Here is a 15,541-nt window from a genome sequence, read left to right on the forward strand (position 1 = left end):
CTGGGAGCAAAGCAATGCAACTGAATCCCGCAGAAATTTCCGAACTGATCAAGAGCCGCATCGAAGGTCTCGGCGCGGCTGCCGACATTCGCAACCAAGGTACCGTCATCTCCGTGACCGACGGTATCGTCCGCGTGCACGGTTTGTCCGATGCCATGCAGGGCGAAATGTTGGAGTTCCCCGCTGACGCCTCCGGCGTCCCCACCTACGGCCTGGCCCTGAACCTCGAGCGCGACTCCGTCGGCGCCGTGATTCTGGGTGCCTACGAGCACATCTCCGAAGGCGACACCGTCAAGACGACCGGTCGCATTCTGGAAGTGCCCGTTGGTCCCGAGCTGGTTGGCCGCGTGGTGAACCCGCTGGGTCAGCCTATCGACGGCAAGGGCCCGATCAACGCCAAGCTGTCTTCTCCCATCGAGAAGATCGCCCCTGGTGTGATCGCCCGTGAATCCGTGTCGCAGCCTCTGCAAACCGGTATCAAGTCGATCGACTCGATGGTGCCCGTGGGCCGTGGTCAGCGCGAACTGATCATTGGTGACCGTCAGACCGGTAAAACGGCTGTGGCCATCGACGCCATCATCGCCCAGAAGGGCCAGGGCGTCACCTGTATCTACGTCGCCATCGGTCAGAAGGCTTCGTCGATCAAGAACGTCGTGCGCTCGCTGGAACAAGCTGGCGCCATGGAGTACACCATCGTCGTGGCCGCTTCGGCTTCTGACTCGGCTGCCATGCAGTTCGTGTCGGCCTACTCCGGTTGCGCCATGGGCGAATACTTCCGCGACCGCGGTGAAGACGCCCTGATCGTGTACGACGACCTGTCCAAGCAAGCCGTGGCCTATCGTCAGGTTTCGCTGCTGCTGCGTCGTCCTCCCGGTCGTGAAGCTTTCCCCGGCGACGTGTTCTACATCCACTCGCGTCTGCTGGAGCGTGCAGCCCGCGTGAACGCCGACTACGTCGAAGCCTTCACCAAGGGTGAAGTCAAGGGCAAGACGGGTTCGCTGACGGCCTTGCCGATCATTGAAACGCAAGCCGGTGACGTGTCCGCTTTCGTGCCTACCAACGTGATCTCGATCACCGACGGCCAGATCTTCCTGGAAACGTCGCTGTTCAACGCTGGTATCCGTCCCGCCATCAACGCCGGTATCTCCGTGTCCCGCGTGGGTGGTGCTGCTCAGACCAAGATCATCAAGGGCCTGTCCGGCGGTATCCGTACCGACCTGGCGCAGTACCGTGAACTGGCTGCGTTCGCGCAGTTCGCTTCCGATCTGGACGCCGCAACCCGCAAGCAGCTGGACCGCGGTGCCCGCGTGACCGAACTGCTGAAGCAGGCTCAGTACTCGCCGCTGCCGATCTCCCTGATGGGTGCCACACTGTTTGCCGTGAACAAGGGTTTCATGGACGACGTGGACGTCAAGAAGATCCTGGCCTTCGAATCTGGTCTGCACCAGTTCCTGAAGACCAGCCACGCTGCGCTGCTGAGCAAGATCGAAGCCTCGAAGGCCCTGGACAAGGACGCTGAAGCCGAAATGCAATCGGCCATCGTCGCGTTCAAGAAGACCTTCGCCTAAATAGGAGCACGCCATGGCGGCAGGCAAGGAAATACGCGGCAAGATCAAGAGCGTCGAGAACACCAAGAAGATCACCAAGGCCATGGAAATGGTCGCGGCTTCTAAGATGCGCAAGGCACAGGACCGCATGCGTGCGGCCCGTCCTTACGCTGAAAAGGTGCGCAATATCGCGGCGAACTTGGCTCATGCCAACCCCGAGTACGTCCATCCCTTCATGGTCACCAACACCGGTGGCAAGAAGGTGGGCTTCATCGTGGTCAGCACTGACAAAGGCTTGTGCGGTGGTTTGAACACCAACGTGCTGCGCGCTGTCACCAACAAGCTCAAGGAGCTCGAAGGTAGCGGCGTCAAGGCTGACGTCGTCGCCATCGGCAACAAGGCTGCAGGCTTTTTCAACCGCATCGGCGCCAACGTGGTGTCGAGCGTGGTCGGGATGGGGGACACCCCCCACCTGGAAAAGCTGATCGGCCCTGTCAAGGTGCTGCTGGATGCTTATCAAGCTGGTGAGTTGAGCGCGGTCTATCTGTGCTTCACCCGCTTCATCAACACGATGAAGCAGGAGCCCATGGTCGAGCAGCTGCTGCCGCTGAACGCGAGCGCGCTGCAAGCCGAAACCACGCACCAGTGGGACTACATCTATGAGCCGGACCCTGTCGCGGTGATTGATGAATTGATGGTTCGCTATGTCGAAGCGTTGGTCTATCAGGCTGTGGCCGAGAACATGGCGTCGGAGCAATCCGCGCGCATGGTGGCCATGAAGGCCGCAACAGACAACGCAGGCAACGTGATCAAGGAACTGAAGCTGGTCTACAACAAGACCCGTCAGGCCGCCATCACGAAGGAACTGTCCGAAATCGTCGCCGGTGCGGCCGCGGTTTGATTCACGCAGATTTTGAATTGATTGAAGGAACGAAAAATGGCTGACACGCAAACAGTGGGCAAGATCGTTCAGTGTATCGGCGCCGTGGTGGACGTGGAATTTCCCCGCGACCAGATGCCCAAGGTGTACGACGCCCTGAAGATGGACGGCTCCGCCCTGACCCTGGAAGTGCAACAACAGCTGGGTGACGGCATCGTCCGTACCATCGCGCTGGGTTCTTCCGACGGCCTGCGCCGCGGCAACCAGGTGTACAACACCAACGCCCAGATCACCGTGCCCGTGGGCCCGGCTACCCTGGGTCGCATCATGGACGTGCTGGGCACGCCCATCGACGAGCGCGGTCCTGTGGACCAGGCTCAAACGGCTCCCATCCACCGCAAGGCTCCTGCATACGACGAACTGTCGCCTTCGCAAGAGCTGCTGGAAACCGGCATCAAGGTGATTGACCTTGTTTGCCCGTTCGCCAAGGGCGGTAAGGTCGGTCTGTTCGGTGGCGCCGGTGTGGGCAAGACCGTGAACATGATGGAACTCATCAACAACATCGCCAAGGCTCACTCGGGTCTGTCGGTGTTCGCTGGTGTGGGTGAGCGTACCCGTGAAGGTAACGACTTCTATCACGAAATGGCCGATTCCGGCGTCGTGAACCTGGAGAACCTGGGCGAGTCCAAGGTGGCCATGGTTTACGGTCAGATGAACGAACCTCCAGGCAACCGTCTGCGCGTGGCGCTGACCGGTCTGACGATCGCCGAGTCCTTCCGTGACGAAGGCCGTGACGTGCTGTTCTTCGTGGACAACATCTACCGCTACACACTGGCCGGTACCGAAGTGTCCGCTCTGCTGGGTCGTATGCCTTCCGCCGTGGGTTACCAACCTACGCTGGCTGAAGAAATGGGCCGTCTGCAAGAGCGCATCACCTCGACCAAGGTTGGCTCGATCACCTCGATTCAAGCCGTTTACGTCCCTGCGGACGACTTGACCGACCCGTCGCCTGCTACGACTTTCGCTCACTTGGACTCCACCGTCGTGCTGTCTCGTGACATCGCTTCGCTGGGTATCTACCCTGCCGTGGACCCGCTGGACTCGACTTCGCGTCAGCTGGACCCGAACGTGGTGGGCGAAGAGCACTACACCGTGGCCCGCGCCGTGCAGAACACGCTGCAGCGCTACAAGGAACTGCGCGACATCATCGCGATTCTGGGTATGGACGAACTGGCTCCCGAGGACAAGCTCCTGGTTGCCCGCGCTCGTAAGATCCAGCGTTTCCTGTCGCAGCCTTTCCACGTGGCCGAAGTGTTCACGGGCTCGCCTGGCAAGTACGTGCCTCTGAAGGAAACCATCCGTGGTTTCAAGATGATTGTGAACGGCGAGTGCGATGCACTGCCTGAGCAAGCCTTCTACATGGTCGGGACCATCGACGAAGCCTTCGAAAAGGCCAAAAAGGCCTAAGCACCGGCGCGCTCGGCTGCCATGCGGCGTTGCCGTGCTCTACATAGCTTCCGCTATGTATGCGCGCGGCGCCTTGCCTGGCAACCGATCGCTTGGTGCTGAGTCCTTTTTACACGCTTGAATAGAGCGTCAAAGGAAACAAAGCATGTCCACCATTCACGTTGATGTTGTCTCCGCCGAAGAGTCGATCTTTTCGGGTGAAGCGACGTTGGTGTCCCTGCCCGGTGAAGTGGGCGAGCTGGGCATTCTGCCCAAGCACGCTCCGCTGATCACCCGGATCAAGCCGGGCGCCGTGCGCATCCAGCGCGCCGACAACAAGGAAGAAGAGTTTGTCTTCGTGGCCGGCGGCATTCTGGAAGTGCAACCTGGTTGCGTGACCGTTCTGGCCGACACCGCCATCCGCGGCAAGGACCTGGACGAGGCCAAGGCCAACGAGGCCATGCGTCTGGCTCAGGAAGCCGTTCAGAACGCCAAGGGCGAACTGGATCTGGCCAAGGCTCAAAGCGAGCTGGCCACCATGGTGGCTCAACTGGCTGCCATCGCCCGTCTGCGCAAGAAGTGATCTGATTCGACTCGCAACGGCCTGGCGTTCGCCGCGGCCGTCTGTCAGTCAACCCGAAGCCCGCTGGCGCTGCCGCGGGCTTTTTTCATGTCTGCTCGGTATCGTGGCCACTCAAGGCCTGCTGCCTGACTTGCAGCGGCGTCAAGCCCGTCCAGCGGCGCACGGCGCGGTGAAAGGGGCTGACTTCCGTGTAACCGCAGTCCTGCGCGATCTCGCCAATGGACCGGGCGGTGTCTCTCAACAGGCGCAGCGCACGTTCTCGGCGGACTTCTTCCACCAGTTCCTTGAAGCTCAGGCCTTGCTCTGCCAGGCGCTTTTGCAGCTGCCTGGGCGTCACACCAGCCCATTGGGCATCGCTGGCCGCCACGGCGTGTGTGACGCCTTCCAGGTGCAGCTCGATGCCCTGGCGCATGTGCTCGGCCAGCACCAGTCGGGCTCGCATCAACATGGTGTCACCGGAGGGGCGCTGTGCAAGTTGCTGGGCCGTACGGGTTGCCATGAGCTGGTGCATGGCGGGGTCGGCGTTGGGGTTGAGCCAGGCCAGCCAGTCCGCAGGCATCAGCTCGCGGCAGTCGGGCGTGTCATAGCGAACGGCGATGCCAACGAAGCGATCGAAGATGTCTGCCTGAGCCGGTGCCGGGCGCGGGCAAGGCAGGTCAATGCGTACGGGCACGAGATCCCGCCTGCCGTACACCCAGCGTGCAAAGCTCAGCCGGGCGCCGACCAGGAACCACCAGAACGCGACGTGCCGAGGCAGGGGAATGTCGATGGGCTCGTGCCGTATCTCGATCAGGCCTTTGACGACCCGGTGCTGCGCCAGGAACTCGTCGCACAACAAGGTCTGAAACCGCTCGAACATCCTCAAGCCATCCTCGCCCACCGCGCTGCTCATCAAGGCGTAGCCCAGGCTGCCCAGGTGCAAGGGGCGCACGGCCTGGGCAGCGTGTAGCGCGATTTGCAGCTCGCCCGTCAACTCGCTGGCGATCTCCAGGGCCTGGCTCAGCGCTGCGGCGGGTATGCGCGCGCCATCGGTGATGTGATCGGGCCGAAGGCCGAGTGCCGCCCAGACGGGATCCGCAGACAGACCACGGGCGCTCACGGTATCGGGCAGCACGCGCACGAAGCTCGCCTGGAAGCCGCGTGAGGCTTTGTCTGAAGGCTGGCGGGTGGCGATGGTCATGGTTACCCAGGTGTTCTGCGGTCAAGCGGTGTGCATGGTCGGTCAATGATCCGGCGGTGCCTGTGCCTCAGCATGGTGAGCATCCCACCTCCACCACGTTCAGCACAACATCATGATGACAGTTCAACACATGTCGGCCAATGATAAGGTCCAGCTCGCAGGCGCTCCTCACAAGCCCCATCCTTCTCGCCATGGTGCCGATCTGCCGGCGGCACGCCAGATGGCCAGCCGTTTGCGCCTGCTGATCAAAGGCAATCCGGAGCCTGACGAAGCCGCCTGGCAGGCAATGGGCGACGCCTTGTGGCGTGGGGACAAGCTGGCCGACGATCTGGTGGCCTGGATGCACGAACTGGGCATGGCCCGCGCCTGGGGCTTGTTCGAACGGGCCTTGCATGCGGGGGCTGCAAATTCGCAGGACATGCCAGCGCCCTTGCGACGCTTCATCGAGGCAACCCAAGGTTGGCCCGACTGGGTGGACGCCGATGAGCTGGCGCTGGGCGCGCGTGTGCTCCAGTCCACCGGGCTGCACGGCATGATGGTCTTGCGTGATGCAGGCCTGATGGCCGGCTACCAGGCCTCGGCCATCAACCAGACCCTCATCATGACGGGCTCCCTGCACAAAGGGGCGCAACGTCGTGTGGCGGAAACCACCACGTGGTGGCTGGCGTGCACGGACGACGGGGGTATGGCGCCGGGCGGGGCCGGCTTCACGATGACGCTGCGCGTGCGTGTCATGCATGCGCTGGTGCGCCATCAATTGCTGCACGGTGGCAAATGGGACGAGAACAAGCTGGGCTTGCCTGTCAATCAATTGGACATGCAGGCCACCTATCTGGCCTTCAGCGTGGTGCAGATCGTGGCCTTGAAGACCACAGGGGTGTGGCTGTCGACGCGGGAGTCGCAGGCGGTCATGCACCTGTGGCGCTACATCGGCTGGCTGATGGGGGTGGAGCCTGGCTTGTTGAGTGACGACGAGCAACAAGGCCGGGCGGCGCTCTATCAGAACGTGTTGAGCCAGGCCGGTGCCGACGAGAGCAGCGTGATGCTGGGGCGCGCACTCATGGACGAGCCCCTGCAACGTCACTATGCCAATCTGCCTGGCTTGCGGGGGCGGATGAACAAGGCGCGCCATCTGAGCCTGGTGCGATGGTTCGTGGGCACGTCGGGCATGCGTGCGCTGGGTTTGCCTGCAACCTTGCCCTGGTATCCCTTGCTGATGATGGTGCCGCTGGCCATGCGCACCACCTTGATCCATCTGCTCCCGGGTGGCTTGTCGGCCTGGGCGAAACGAGGGCGCGACACGCAAAGGCGCTACCTTCAGGTGCTCCTGGGCGCCCGACCTCCACAACATCTGACCGGCGGCGCGCCGCAGCATGAGAAGCAGGCACGATAGACTGTAGGGCTCCAACCACAGACTTCGACCACGGAGCCCGATTCATGTCCACCGCGCGCAAGGCTGCCAGCAAGGCCCCGACCAGGAAGGCTGCTGCCAAACCCAAGACCAGGCCTTTGACCATTCAGGACTATCTGCAAAAGATCCTGACCAGCCGGGTCTACGACGTGGCCATTGAAAGCCCGCTGGACGAAGCCCGCAGCCTGTCGCGTCGACTGGGTCATCAGGTCTTCCTCAAGCGGGAGGACAAGCAGCCCGTGTTCAGCTTCAAGCTGCGTGGGGCCTACAACAAGATGGCGCACCTGAGCCGCGCGCATCTCGAAAAGGGCGTGATCTGCGCCTCGGCGGGCAACCACGCGCAAGGCGTGGCCATGGGCGCACGCCGCCTGGGCTGCCAGGCCACCATCGTGATGCCCACCACCACGCCGCAGGTGAAGATCGATGCCGTGCGTGCCTTCGGTGGCGACAACGTGCAGATCGTGCTGCATGGCGAGAGCTACTCGGATGCGGCCCTGCACGCCAAGGAGCTGGAGCGCAAGCGGGGCATGACCTTCGTGCACCCATTTGATGATCCGGATGTGATCGCCGGCCAGGGTACGGTGGCCATGGAAATCCTGCGCCAGCACAGCGGTCCCATCGATGCCGTGTTCGTCGCCATCGGCGGTGGTGGCCTGATCAGCGGCGTGGCCGCCTACATCAAGGCCGTGCGCCCCGAGATCAAGGTCATCGGCGTGCAGATGAGCGACTCCGACGCCATGGTGCGCTCGGTCAAGGCCGGCAAGCGCGTCACCCTGCAGGACGTCGGCCTGTTCTCGGACGGCACGGCCGTGAAGCTGGTGGGCGAAGAGACCATGCGCCTGACGCAGTCGCTGGTCGATGACTTCGTGATCGTCAGCACCGATGAGGTCTGCGCCGCCATCAAGGACATCTACCAGGACACCCGCTCCATCGTGGAGCCCGCCGGTGCGCAGGGCGTGGCCGCGGTCAAGCAGTACGCCGAGCGCCACGGCGGCCAGGGCAAGACCTACATTGCCATCAACTGTGGCGCCAACATGAACTTCGACCGGCTGCGCTTCGTGGCCGAGCGCGCCGAGGTGGGTGAGCAGCGCGAGGCCCTGATGGCCGTGACCATCCCCGAGGAGCGCGGTTCGTTCAAGCGTTTCTGCGAAACCATCGGCCCGCGCAGCGTGACCGAGTTCAACTACCGCATCTCCGACGAGAAGCAGGCACATGTTTTCGTGGGCCTGACGACGAGCGAAAAGGGCGAATCCAGGAAGATCGTCAAGCAGTTCGAGACGCAAGGGTTCAAGACGGTCGACCTGACCCACGATGAACTGGCCAAGACCCATATCCGCCACATGGTGGGTGGGCGCTCTTCCCTGGCCGAAGGTGAGCGCCTCTACAGCTTCATCTTCCCGGAGCGCCCCGGTGCCTTGATGACCTTCCTGACCAGCCTGCCGCCGGGCTGGAACATCAGCCTGTTCCACTACCGCAACCAGGGCGCCGACTACGGTCGCATCCTCGTGGGCCTGCAAGTGCCCAAGGCCGAAACCAAATCCATCAAGCCCTTCCTGGACAAGCTGGGTTACGTCTACGTGGACGAGACGCGCAATCCGGTTTACCGACTGTTCCTGCGCTGATGTTGTCGTTGCCCGCATGAAAAAAGCCCTGAGCATCACCTCAGGGCTTTTTGTTGGGGAGCCTGTCAGCCGCGTGGCCTGATCAGATCAGTTCGGGCGACCTGTGGGCATCATGCGGCCCGGCATGCCACCGGGTGGGCCACCTTCCGGCGCACCCAGCGAGCCGGTTGCACCCACCATGCCGTTTGGCGGCGGAGGCGGGGTCATGCCAGGCGCTCCGGGGCCACCTTCCGTGGTGAAGCCGCTGACCGGGGGCAGGGCGCCTGTGATGGGGGCAGGCAACAAAGGCAGGTCCAGCGTGGTGGTGGCGGGGCCATCGATCGTGCCGATGGCAGCGCCTCGCTGGCTGAGGGACTTGAGCACCAGATCGCCTTCGATCACGCCACCGACCTTCACGGCGCGAGGGGGCTTGCCGTCGATGGACAGCAGGGCCACGCCCGTACCGTCGCCTTCAACGCGCGGTGCGACCACGCCGATCAGCTTGAGGCGGCTGGCCAGGGCGGATGCGGCAGACGGATCTGCCGTGGGCGCCGAGGCCTTGATCGGGCCGGCCAGCAGGCGGTGCAGGTCGCCCTGCGTGCCACCATCGAGCGACACCGGTGTCGCGTTGGCGGGTACACCCGTAGGTCGGGCCAACCAGCGCAGGCCCCAGTACGCCAGACTCGCCGCGACGGCGGCCCAAATGATGAGGGCGAAGATGCGTGATGCCATGATCCGGCCATTATGATGGGTGTTCGATGCGTCGTGCGCCCGAAAGTGGCCTTTGAACCTCGGGTTCATCCCGCATCGAACCGGTCCCGTCCTCGTGCATGCTGGCGCCCTTGTTGTTCAATGGGAACCAAGTTGCCGAATTCGGTGTCCCATGGCCAGTTTGTTTTCGGAAATTCACATGACGATGTTTGCGCGTACCCCTCAACGTGCCCGGGAGGCCGTCTCTGCCTTGCAACGTGGCTTCACCCTGATCGAACTGATGGTTGTGCTGGTGATCATCGGGCTGCTGGCCGCCCTGATCGTGCCCAATGTGCTGGATCGGGCTGACGATGCCCGCGTCACGGCGGCGCGCACCGACGTCAGCAACCTGATGCAGGCACTCAAGCTGTACAAGCTCGACAACCAGCGTTTCCCCACCGGTGAACAAGGCCTGCAGGCCCTGGTGACCAAGCCGACGGCTTCGCCCGTGCCGAACAACTGGAAGCCCTATCTGGAAAAGCTGCCCAATGACCCATGGGGGCGCGCCTATCAATACGTCAACCCTGGCGTGAAGGGTGCCGTCGATGTGTTCAGCTTCGGTGCGGATGGCCAGGCCGGTGGCGAAGGCCGCGATGCCGATATCGGCTCCTGGCAGTAAGGCTCGCCGCGCAGGCGGCTTTACCTTGCTTGAACTGATGGTGGTGGTGGCGATGATCGCGATCACCACCGCTGTCGTTTCATTTGCGATTCCCGATCCGTCGGCGACGCGCCTGGAGCGTGAAGCCGCTCGCCTGATCGCCCTGCTGGAGTCGGCCCGTACGCAGGCGCGTGCCGGCGCCATGACCGTGCTGTGGGTGCCGCAGCCCAACGGGCCCGAGGCGGACTATCAATTTCTGGGCATGCCGCCTGCACTCATGCCGCCACTCAAATGGCTGGAGCCTGACGTGAAGGCGGAAGTGGCCGGCGCGAAGAGCATCGTGCTGGGCCCCGAGCCCGTCATCGGCGCGCAAAGCGTGATCTTGCGCCTGGAAGACAAGCAGATCATCATCAGCACGGACGGCCTGGGTGCCTTTGATGTACTCACCGGCGATGCCGAGCAGCAAGATGGCACTGAACAGCAGGAGGCCGCCAATGCGTCCGCAGGCTGAAGTGCGCCTGGTCATGTCGCCGTCGAACCGGGGCATGACCCTGATCGAGGTACTGGTGGCCCTGGCCATCGTGGCCATGACGCTGTCGGCCGGCATCAAGGCCGCCGGTGGCCTGACGCTCAACGCACAGCGCATGCGCGATCTGACCATGGCGCAGTGGTGCGCTGAAAACCAGATCACCGCGCTCAAGCTGGGCAAGATCTACCCGCCGGTCGGCGACAGCGATTTCTCCTGCCAGCAACTGGGACGCACCTTCCCCGGGCACCTGACGGTGCGGCCGACCCCCAATATCAACTTTCGGCGCGTGGATGCGCAGGTGATGGACGAGCAAGAGCAGCCCATCGTCAAGTTGTCCACCGTGCTGCCGCGTTTCTGATGACCGCCATGCCGACCCCTCGTGCTCGCCACCCTGCACGCCAGCGCGGTTTCACGCTGATCGAGGTGCTGGTGTCGCTGCTGATCCTGGCGGTGCTGGCGGCCACGGCCTGGAAGGGGATGGACGGCATCAGCACGGCCCGCCAGGTGGCCGACGGCAACCTCAAGCAGACGCTGCGCCTGCAGTCGGTGATGACCCAGATGGAGGCCGACCTGGGGCAGGTGATCGACACCGTCATCGTCAATGGCTTGCAGTTTGATGGCGCCCACCTGCGGCTGACCCGGCGGACCGCCGAGGGCGTGCAGGTCGTGGTGTGGTACGTGCAGCGCGGCCGCCTGCTTCGCTGGAGCAGCCCGGTCACCTACAAGGTGGGCGAGTTGCAGAAGTACTGGATGAGCTCCTACCAGTTGCGCGGCAAGGAGCCGGGCACGCTGACCGCGCTCAAGGGCGTGGAGCAATGGCAGGTGTACTGCTTCCGCAGCGGCAACATGAGCAACTGCCAGTCCACGGGCAATGTGTTTTCCCAGACGGCGGCTGCGCAAGGCGCCGCCTCCGGTGCTACGGGAGGGCAAAGCGGCCTTTCCGGTTTGTTGCGTGAACAGTTGCCCAATGCCCTGCGCAGCCAGTTGACGCTGGGTGAAGGCAGTGGTTTTGGCGGCACCCTGACCCGCGACATGATGCTGGCCCCTCAGCCGACGCAGAACTGAGTCGCCCATGAACCGTTTCACACCCTCCTTGCCCCATCGAGCGCACCAGCGCGGCGCGGCGCTGCTGATGGCCATGGTGATCGTGACATTGGTGGCCACGCTGGCCGCCTCCATGGTCTGGCAGCAATGGCGCGCGACCCAGGTGGAGGGCGCGGAGCGGATCCGCACCCAGGCCAGCTGGGTGCTCAGCGGTGCGCTGGACTGGGCTCGCCTCATCCTGCGGGAAGACGCCAAATCGACGGACAAGTCCGACCACCTGGGCGAGCCCTGGGCCATTCCCCTGGCGGAGGCGCGGCTTTCCACCTTCCTGGCCTCGGACAGCAACAACAACAGCGCCGATGCCGAGGACGCGCCCGAGGCCTTCCTCTCCGGCAAGGTGGAGGATGCGCAAGCCAAGTACAACCTGCGGCGGCTGCTGGCCAGCACGGGGGATGTGGATCCGGAGGAGGTCAAGGTGCTCAAGCGGCTGCTGGAGTCATTGAGCATGTCGCCTTCGCTGGCCGACGGCATCGCCGAGTCCTTGCGCAAATCGGTCCTGGCGGTGGCGTCCCTGTCGGATCCGGACGCGCTGAACAAGCTCGGCGGCGAGCAGGGCCGTGCCCAGGCGCCGCTGGTGCCGCAGACATTCGATCAGATCTTGTGGTTGGGGCTGGACGCGGGTACCCTGGAGCGTTTGCGGCCTTACGTCACCTTGCTGCCCAACAACGAGTCGACGGTCAATATCAACACCGCGGCCAAGGAGGTGATCGCGGCCGTGGTGCCCGGGCTGGATCTGGCGCGTGCGGCGCGCATCGTTCAGGCGCGGCAACGCAAGCCGTTCAAGGACGATCTCAGTGGCAACAGCGGTGCTTTCACCGAGGTGGTCGGCAAGGTGTCGCCGGATTGGGACGTGAAGCGACTGTCCATCCGATCCGACTATTTCGAGGTCAGAGGTCGCCTGCGTTTCGAGGACAACATCATCGAGCAGCGCCACCTGGTGGAGCGCACGAGCGGTGGAAATGACGTTGTCGTGCGACACCAGTCCCGTTTTTCCGGACTCGACAAGGCTGCGGATGCCGGCGCGACCCCATGATGAGGGGCATTCTTTACTGTCAAAGCAGGTATCAATCCTTAAATGGGCGCTATTCCAGCGCTCCTACAATGCGCTGGCATCTATGCTGGATGCTGAAAAATTCTGAAAACCTGACCGTCTGGGCATGAGCATTCTCATCATTCAACTGCCGGCGCGCGCGCGCCTGAGTGCCGACGCGGCTGCGGCGGAAGCCAGTGCCGCGCCTTCGGCATCCGGGGCGAAGGAGTACAGCTATGTGCTCAGCGTGGACGGGATGTCCGTGGCGCGTCAGGGGCGCTGTTCTGCGCCCATGTTGCCCAAGGCGGACAGCGTGGTGGCGGTCATGGCACCCACCGATCTGAGCTGGCATCGTGTGACGCTGCCCAAGGCCCCGGCCGCGCGCTTGCGTGCGGCACTGGCCAGCATGCTGGAAGAGGCTTTGCTGGACGATCCCGAGAACCTGCATCTGGCGGTGGCGCCCTTGCCCAAGGTGGGCGCGCCAACCTGGATCGCGGCCTGTGACCACACCTGGCTGACCAGCCAGCTCATGGCGCTGGAAAAAGCCAAGATCCGCGTGGAGCGCGTGGTGCCCAGCATCGCGCCGGACGAGCCTCCCACGGCCTACTTCCATGAAGAGCACTATGGCGCAGGCAACACCGAGGAGCCCGGCTCCGACATGCTGCTGACCTGGTCGACCGGTGATGGCGTGGCCACCTGGCCTGTGGCGGGTAGCCTGTCGCGCAGCCTGCTGCCTGATCCGCTGCCGGTTCAGGCGCGCTTCTTTGCCACGCCCCCGGTGGCGTCGCCGGCCGAGCGCTGGCTGGGTCGCGCCGTGTCGGTGCAAAGCCCGGCCGAGCACCTGCTGCTGGCCGCGCGTTCCATCTGGAACATCCTGCAGTTCGAGTTGACGCCGCGCAGCAAGGGGCTGCATGCCCTCAGCGACCAGTGGCGTCGCGTGATGAGCCCGCAGTGGCGTCCCGCTCGCATGGGCCTGCTGGCACTCGTGGGCGCACAGGTGCTGGGCCTCAATCTGTGGGCCTGGCAGCAATCTCAGCTGGTCAAATCCAAAAAGGCCGCCATGGTGACGCTGCTCAAGCAGGCGCACCCGCAGGTCCAGGCCGTGCTCGACGCACCTGCCCAGATGCGTCGCGAAACCGAGGCCTTGCGTGCCATGGCCGGTCAGGCCGGCGGCAACGATCTCGAAGCCCTGATGGCAGCGGTGGCCAGTGCCTGGCCGCCAGAGCAGCCCACGGCCGGCCTGCAATACGACGGCAATGCCCTCACGCTGATGCCGCCCGCCTCCTGGGGCCCGGCCGAGCTGGAACAGTTCCGCAGCAAGCTGAGCGCAGCGGGCGTTCAGGTCGAGTCCGGCGATGGCCGGCTGACCGTGCGCCGCACGAACGGTTGAGGCCAACCTCGAAAGCATTCAGATGGCGAATCAATCATCCTCATTTCAAGCGTTGAAGCAGGAGTGGCAGACCCGGTGGGCCGCCATGGCCCCGCGCGAGCGCCAGATTGCCTTGGCGGCCGCCTGGCTGGCTGGCCTGACGCTGGTGATCATGGTGGGCGTGCGTCCCGCCTGGCGCACCCTGAGCGACGCGCCTGCACAATTGCGTGAACTGGACGGCCAGCTCGACCAGATGCGCCGGCTGGCGGATGAAACGCAGATGCTCAAGCTGCGCCCACCCGTGCCGCCTGCGCAATCGGAGGCGGCCCTGAAGTCCGCCACGGATCGGCTGGGCGCGGGCGCCAGGTTGGCCATCCAGGGTGACCGGGCGACGCTCACGATCAACAAAGTGTCGGGCGACGCGCTGGCCTCATGGCTGGACGAAGCCCGGGGAGCGGCTCGTGCCAAGCCGACCGAGGCCGGCCTGATGCAGGTGGAGCCCGGTGTGTATTCCGGCAGCATCGTGCTGGCGCTGGGCCCAGGCGCGGGAGGCGGCCGTTGAGGCCGGACTGATCCGCATGGCTGGTATCCCCTTCCTCAACAAACGCCCTGCCTGGATGCAGGGGGCGGGCGCCTTGACCACGCGTTGGCTCGAGTCGACGATGGAAATCGCCCGCTGGGAAAACATGCGCAAGGCCGGTCGCCGCTGGGGCTGGTGGGGCGCAGGCATCGGTGCGCTGGTGGGCATGGTGGCTTATGCACCTGCCAGCTGGCTGGCCCAGGGCGTGGTCGAGTTGACGGGCAAACGCCTGTTGCTGGCGGAGTCGCAGGGCACGATCTGGAAGGGTGACGCCGTGGCCGTCCTGACCGGCGGCACAGGCAGCCGTGATGCCCGTGCGCTGCCTGGGCGGCTGAACTGGCGCATGCGCCTGCAAGGCATGGGTTTGCGCCTGACGCTGCAGCAGGATTGCTGCATGCCCACCCCGGTGGTGGTGCTGGTTGAATTTGGCCTGGGGCGCATCAAGACCGATGTGCGTCTGCAGACCTCCACCACCGACACGTCGGTGGCGGCGATGCAGTCGCAAGGCGAAATCGGGCATTGGCCCGCGGCCTGGCTGGGTGGCCTGGGCACGCCCTGGAACACCTTGCAACTGGGCGGCGTGTTGCGTCTGTCCGCCCGTGACCTGAGCATCGAGGTGGTGCAAGGGCGCGCACGCATCCTGGGGCAGGCTGACCTGGCGCTGGACAACGTGTCTTCGCGCGTGACCACGCTGGATCGCCTGGGGTCCTATCGACTGGATCTGGGCAGTGATGCACAGGGGCAGTTGCAGATGTCCCTGATCACGGTAGACGGCGCTTTGCAGCTGTCTGGCCAAGGGGGTGTGAGCCCCGGCGGCATGCGCTTTCGCGGAGAAGCGCGCGCCAGTGAAGCCGAAAAGGGCGCACTGGACAATTTGTTGAACATCATCGGGCGCCGCGAAGGCGACCGTTCTGTCATTTCGATCGGATAAGT

The 15,541-nt window shown here is 64.1% G+C and carries 16 protein-coding genes; 14 read left to right on the plus strand and 2 right to left on the minus strand.

All coding sequences use genetic code 11. The features are described 5' to 3' along the window. The first annotated feature begins 14 nt into the window (after positions 1 to 14). The 4 genes from atpA (at position 15) to VFW93_RS02025 (ending at position 4,456) form a co-directional block, all read left to right on the plus strand. Positions 15 to 1,568: a F0F1 ATP synthase subunit alpha gene (atpA, locus tag VFW93_RS02010; RefSeq protein ID WP_329692320.1), complete on the plus strand. Its 1,554-nt coding sequence runs from the start codon at positions 15 to 17 to the stop codon at positions 1,566 to 1,568. A 13-nt stretch (positions 1,569 to 1,581) separates the two neighbouring features. Continuing rightward, the gene (gene atpG, locus VFW93_RS02015) at positions 1,582 to 2,448 is read left to right on the plus strand and encodes a F0F1 ATP synthase subunit gamma (RefSeq protein ID WP_329692321.1); all 867 of its coding nucleotides are present in this window, start codon (positions 1,582 to 1,584) and stop codon (positions 2,446 to 2,448) included. Between the two features lie 36 nt (positions 2,449 to 2,484). Beyond that, a complete protein-coding gene (atpD, locus tag VFW93_RS02020) occupies positions 2,485 to 3,894 on the plus strand; it encodes a F0F1 ATP synthase subunit beta (RefSeq protein ID WP_329692322.1) in 1,410 nt (469 codons plus the stop codon). A 145-nt stretch (positions 3,895 to 4,039) separates the two neighbouring features. Next, positions 4,040 to 4,456, plus strand: coding sequence for a F0F1 ATP synthase subunit epsilon (locus tag VFW93_RS02025; RefSeq protein WP_035036739.1), 417 nt, complete (start codon positions 4,040 to 4,042; stop codon positions 4,454 to 4,456). Between the two features lie 85 nt (positions 4,457 to 4,541). Here the strand turns inward: VFW93_RS02025 and VFW93_RS02030 are convergent, their stop codons facing one another. Next, a complete protein-coding gene (locus VFW93_RS02030) occupies positions 4,542 to 5,636 on the minus strand; it encodes an AraC family transcriptional regulator (protein WP_329692323.1) in 1,095 nt (364 codons plus the stop codon). A 130-nt stretch (positions 5,637 to 5,766) separates the two neighbouring features. On the opposite strand from VFW93_RS02030, the gene VFW93_RS02035 reads away from it, so the two are divergent. Continuing rightward, positions 5,767 to 7,029 (plus strand): oxygenase MpaB family protein, encoded by a 1,263-nt coding sequence (locus VFW93_RS02035; protein ID WP_329692324.1) that lies wholly within the window; start codon positions 5,767 to 5,769, stop codon positions 7,027 to 7,029. 44 nt (positions 7,030 to 7,073) lie between these two features. Next, entirely contained in the window at positions 7,074 to 8,669 is a 1,596-nt protein-coding gene (gene ilvA / locus VFW93_RS02040; RefSeq protein ID WP_329692325.1) for a threonine ammonia-lyase, biosynthetic, read from the plus strand. 87 nt (positions 8,670 to 8,756) lie between these two features. Here the strand turns inward: ilvA and VFW93_RS02045 are convergent, their stop codons facing one another. Further along, positions 8,757 to 9,380, minus strand: a complete 624-nt coding sequence (locus VFW93_RS02045) for a hypothetical protein (RefSeq protein ID WP_329692326.1) — start codon at positions 9,378 to 9,380, stop codon at positions 8,757 to 8,759. A gap of 178 nt (positions 9,381 to 9,558) precedes the next feature. Here VFW93_RS02045 and gspG point away from each other — a divergent pair, with 178 nt between their 5' ends. The 8 genes from gspG to gspN all read left to right on the plus strand — a co-directional run bounded on the left by gspG (position 9,559) and on the right by gspN (position 15,539). Then, positions 9,559 to 10,017 carry a type II secretion system major pseudopilin GspG gene (gene gspG / locus VFW93_RS02050; RefSeq protein ID WP_329692327.1) on the plus strand — a complete coding sequence of 153 codons (459 nt, stop codon included), beginning with the start codon at positions 9,559 to 9,561 and terminating at the stop codon, positions 10,015 to 10,017. Then, positions 9,992 to 10,507 (plus strand): prepilin-type N-terminal cleavage/methylation domain-containing protein, encoded by a 516-nt coding sequence (locus tag VFW93_RS02055; protein ID WP_329692328.1) that lies wholly within the window; start codon positions 9,992 to 9,994, stop codon positions 10,505 to 10,507. The genes gspG and VFW93_RS02055 overlap by 26 nt, the downstream gene beginning before the upstream one ends. Further along, positions 10,491 to 10,883: a type II secretion system minor pseudopilin GspI gene (gene gspI, locus VFW93_RS02060; protein WP_329692329.1), complete on the plus strand. Its 393-nt coding sequence runs from the start codon at positions 10,491 to 10,493 to the stop codon at positions 10,881 to 10,883. The genes VFW93_RS02055 and gspI overlap by 17 nt, the downstream gene beginning before the upstream one ends. A gap of 8 nt (positions 10,884 to 10,891) precedes the next feature. Continuing rightward, a complete protein-coding gene (locus VFW93_RS02065) occupies positions 10,892 to 11,590 on the plus strand; it encodes a PulJ/GspJ family protein (RefSeq protein ID WP_329692330.1) in 699 nt (232 codons plus the stop codon). A 7-nt stretch (positions 11,591 to 11,597) separates the two neighbouring features. Next, entirely contained in the window at positions 11,598 to 12,662 is a 1,065-nt protein-coding gene (gspK, locus tag VFW93_RS02070) for a type II secretion system minor pseudopilin GspK (RefSeq protein ID WP_329692331.1), read from the plus strand. A gap of 124 nt (positions 12,663 to 12,786) precedes the next feature. Then, positions 12,787 to 14,049 (plus strand): type II secretion system protein GspL, encoded by a 1,263-nt coding sequence (gene gspL / locus VFW93_RS02075; RefSeq protein ID WP_329692332.1) that lies wholly within the window; start codon positions 12,787 to 12,789, stop codon positions 14,047 to 14,049. A 22-nt stretch (positions 14,050 to 14,071) separates the two neighbouring features. After that, positions 14,072 to 14,590, plus strand: coding sequence for a type II secretion system protein GspM (gene gspM, locus VFW93_RS02080; protein ID WP_329692333.1), 519 nt, complete (start codon positions 14,072 to 14,074; stop codon positions 14,588 to 14,590). A 16-nt stretch (positions 14,591 to 14,606) separates the two neighbouring features. Beyond that, a complete protein-coding gene (gspN, locus tag VFW93_RS02085; protein WP_329692334.1) occupies positions 14,607 to 15,539 on the plus strand; it encodes a type II secretion system protein N in 933 nt (310 codons plus the stop codon). The last annotated feature ends 2 nt before the right edge of the window (positions 15,540 to 15,541 follow it).

The organism is Aquabacterium sp. (assembly GCF_036279675.1).
In the GTDB taxonomy this organism is placed as follows: Bacteria; Pseudomonadota; Gammaproteobacteria; order Burkholderiales; family Burkholderiaceae_C; genus Aquabacterium.

Bases quoted from the DNA above. Each gene is read 5' to 3' on its own strand.
- atpA (WP_329692320.1), top strand. From the start codon at position 15: ATGCAACTGAATCCCGCAGAAATTTCCGAACTGATCAAGAGCCGCATC.
- atpG (WP_329692321.1), top strand. From the start codon at position 1,582: ATGGCGGCAGGCAAGGAAATACGCGGCAAGATCAAGAGCGTCGAGAAC.
- atpD (WP_329692322.1), top strand. From the start codon at position 2,485: ATGGCTGACACGCAAACAGTGGGCAAGATCGTTCAGTGTATCGGCGCC.
- VFW93_RS02025 (WP_035036739.1), top strand. From the start codon at position 4,040: ATGTCCACCATTCACGTTGATGTTGTCTCCGCCGAAGAGTCGATCTTT.
- VFW93_RS02030 (WP_329692323.1), bottom strand. From the start codon at position 5,636: ATGACCATCGCCACCCGCCAGCCTTCAGACAAAGCCTCACGCGGCTTC.
- VFW93_RS02035 (WP_329692324.1), top strand. From the start codon at position 5,767: ATGTCGGCCAATGATAAGGTCCAGCTCGCAGGCGCTCCTCACAAGCCC.
- ilvA (WP_329692325.1), top strand. From the start codon at position 7,074: ATGTCCACCGCGCGCAAGGCTGCCAGCAAGGCCCCGACCAGGAAGGCT.
- VFW93_RS02045 (WP_329692326.1), bottom strand. From the start codon at position 9,380: ATGGCATCACGCATCTTCGCCCTCATCATTTGGGCCGCCGTCGCGGCG.
- gspG (WP_329692327.1), top strand. From the start codon at position 9,559: ATGACGATGTTTGCGCGTACCCCTCAACGTGCCCGGGAGGCCGTCTCT.
- VFW93_RS02055 (WP_329692328.1), top strand. From the start codon at position 9,992: ATGCCGATATCGGCTCCTGGCAGTAAGGCTCGCCGCGCAGGCGGCTTT.
- gspI (WP_329692329.1), top strand. From the start codon at position 10,491: ATGCGTCCGCAGGCTGAAGTGCGCCTGGTCATGTCGCCGTCGAACCGG.
- VFW93_RS02065 (WP_329692330.1), top strand. From the start codon at position 10,892: ATGCCGACCCCTCGTGCTCGCCACCCTGCACGCCAGCGCGGTTTCACG.
- gspK (WP_329692331.1), top strand. From the start codon at position 11,598: ATGAACCGTTTCACACCCTCCTTGCCCCATCGAGCGCACCAGCGCGGC.
- gspL (WP_329692332.1), top strand. From the start codon at position 12,787: ATGAGCATTCTCATCATTCAACTGCCGGCGCGCGCGCGCCTGAGTGCC.
- gspM (WP_329692333.1), top strand. From the start codon at position 14,072: ATGGCGAATCAATCATCCTCATTTCAAGCGTTGAAGCAGGAGTGGCAG.
- gspN (WP_329692334.1), top strand. From the start codon at position 14,607: ATGGCTGGTATCCCCTTCCTCAACAAACGCCCTGCCTGGATGCAGGGG.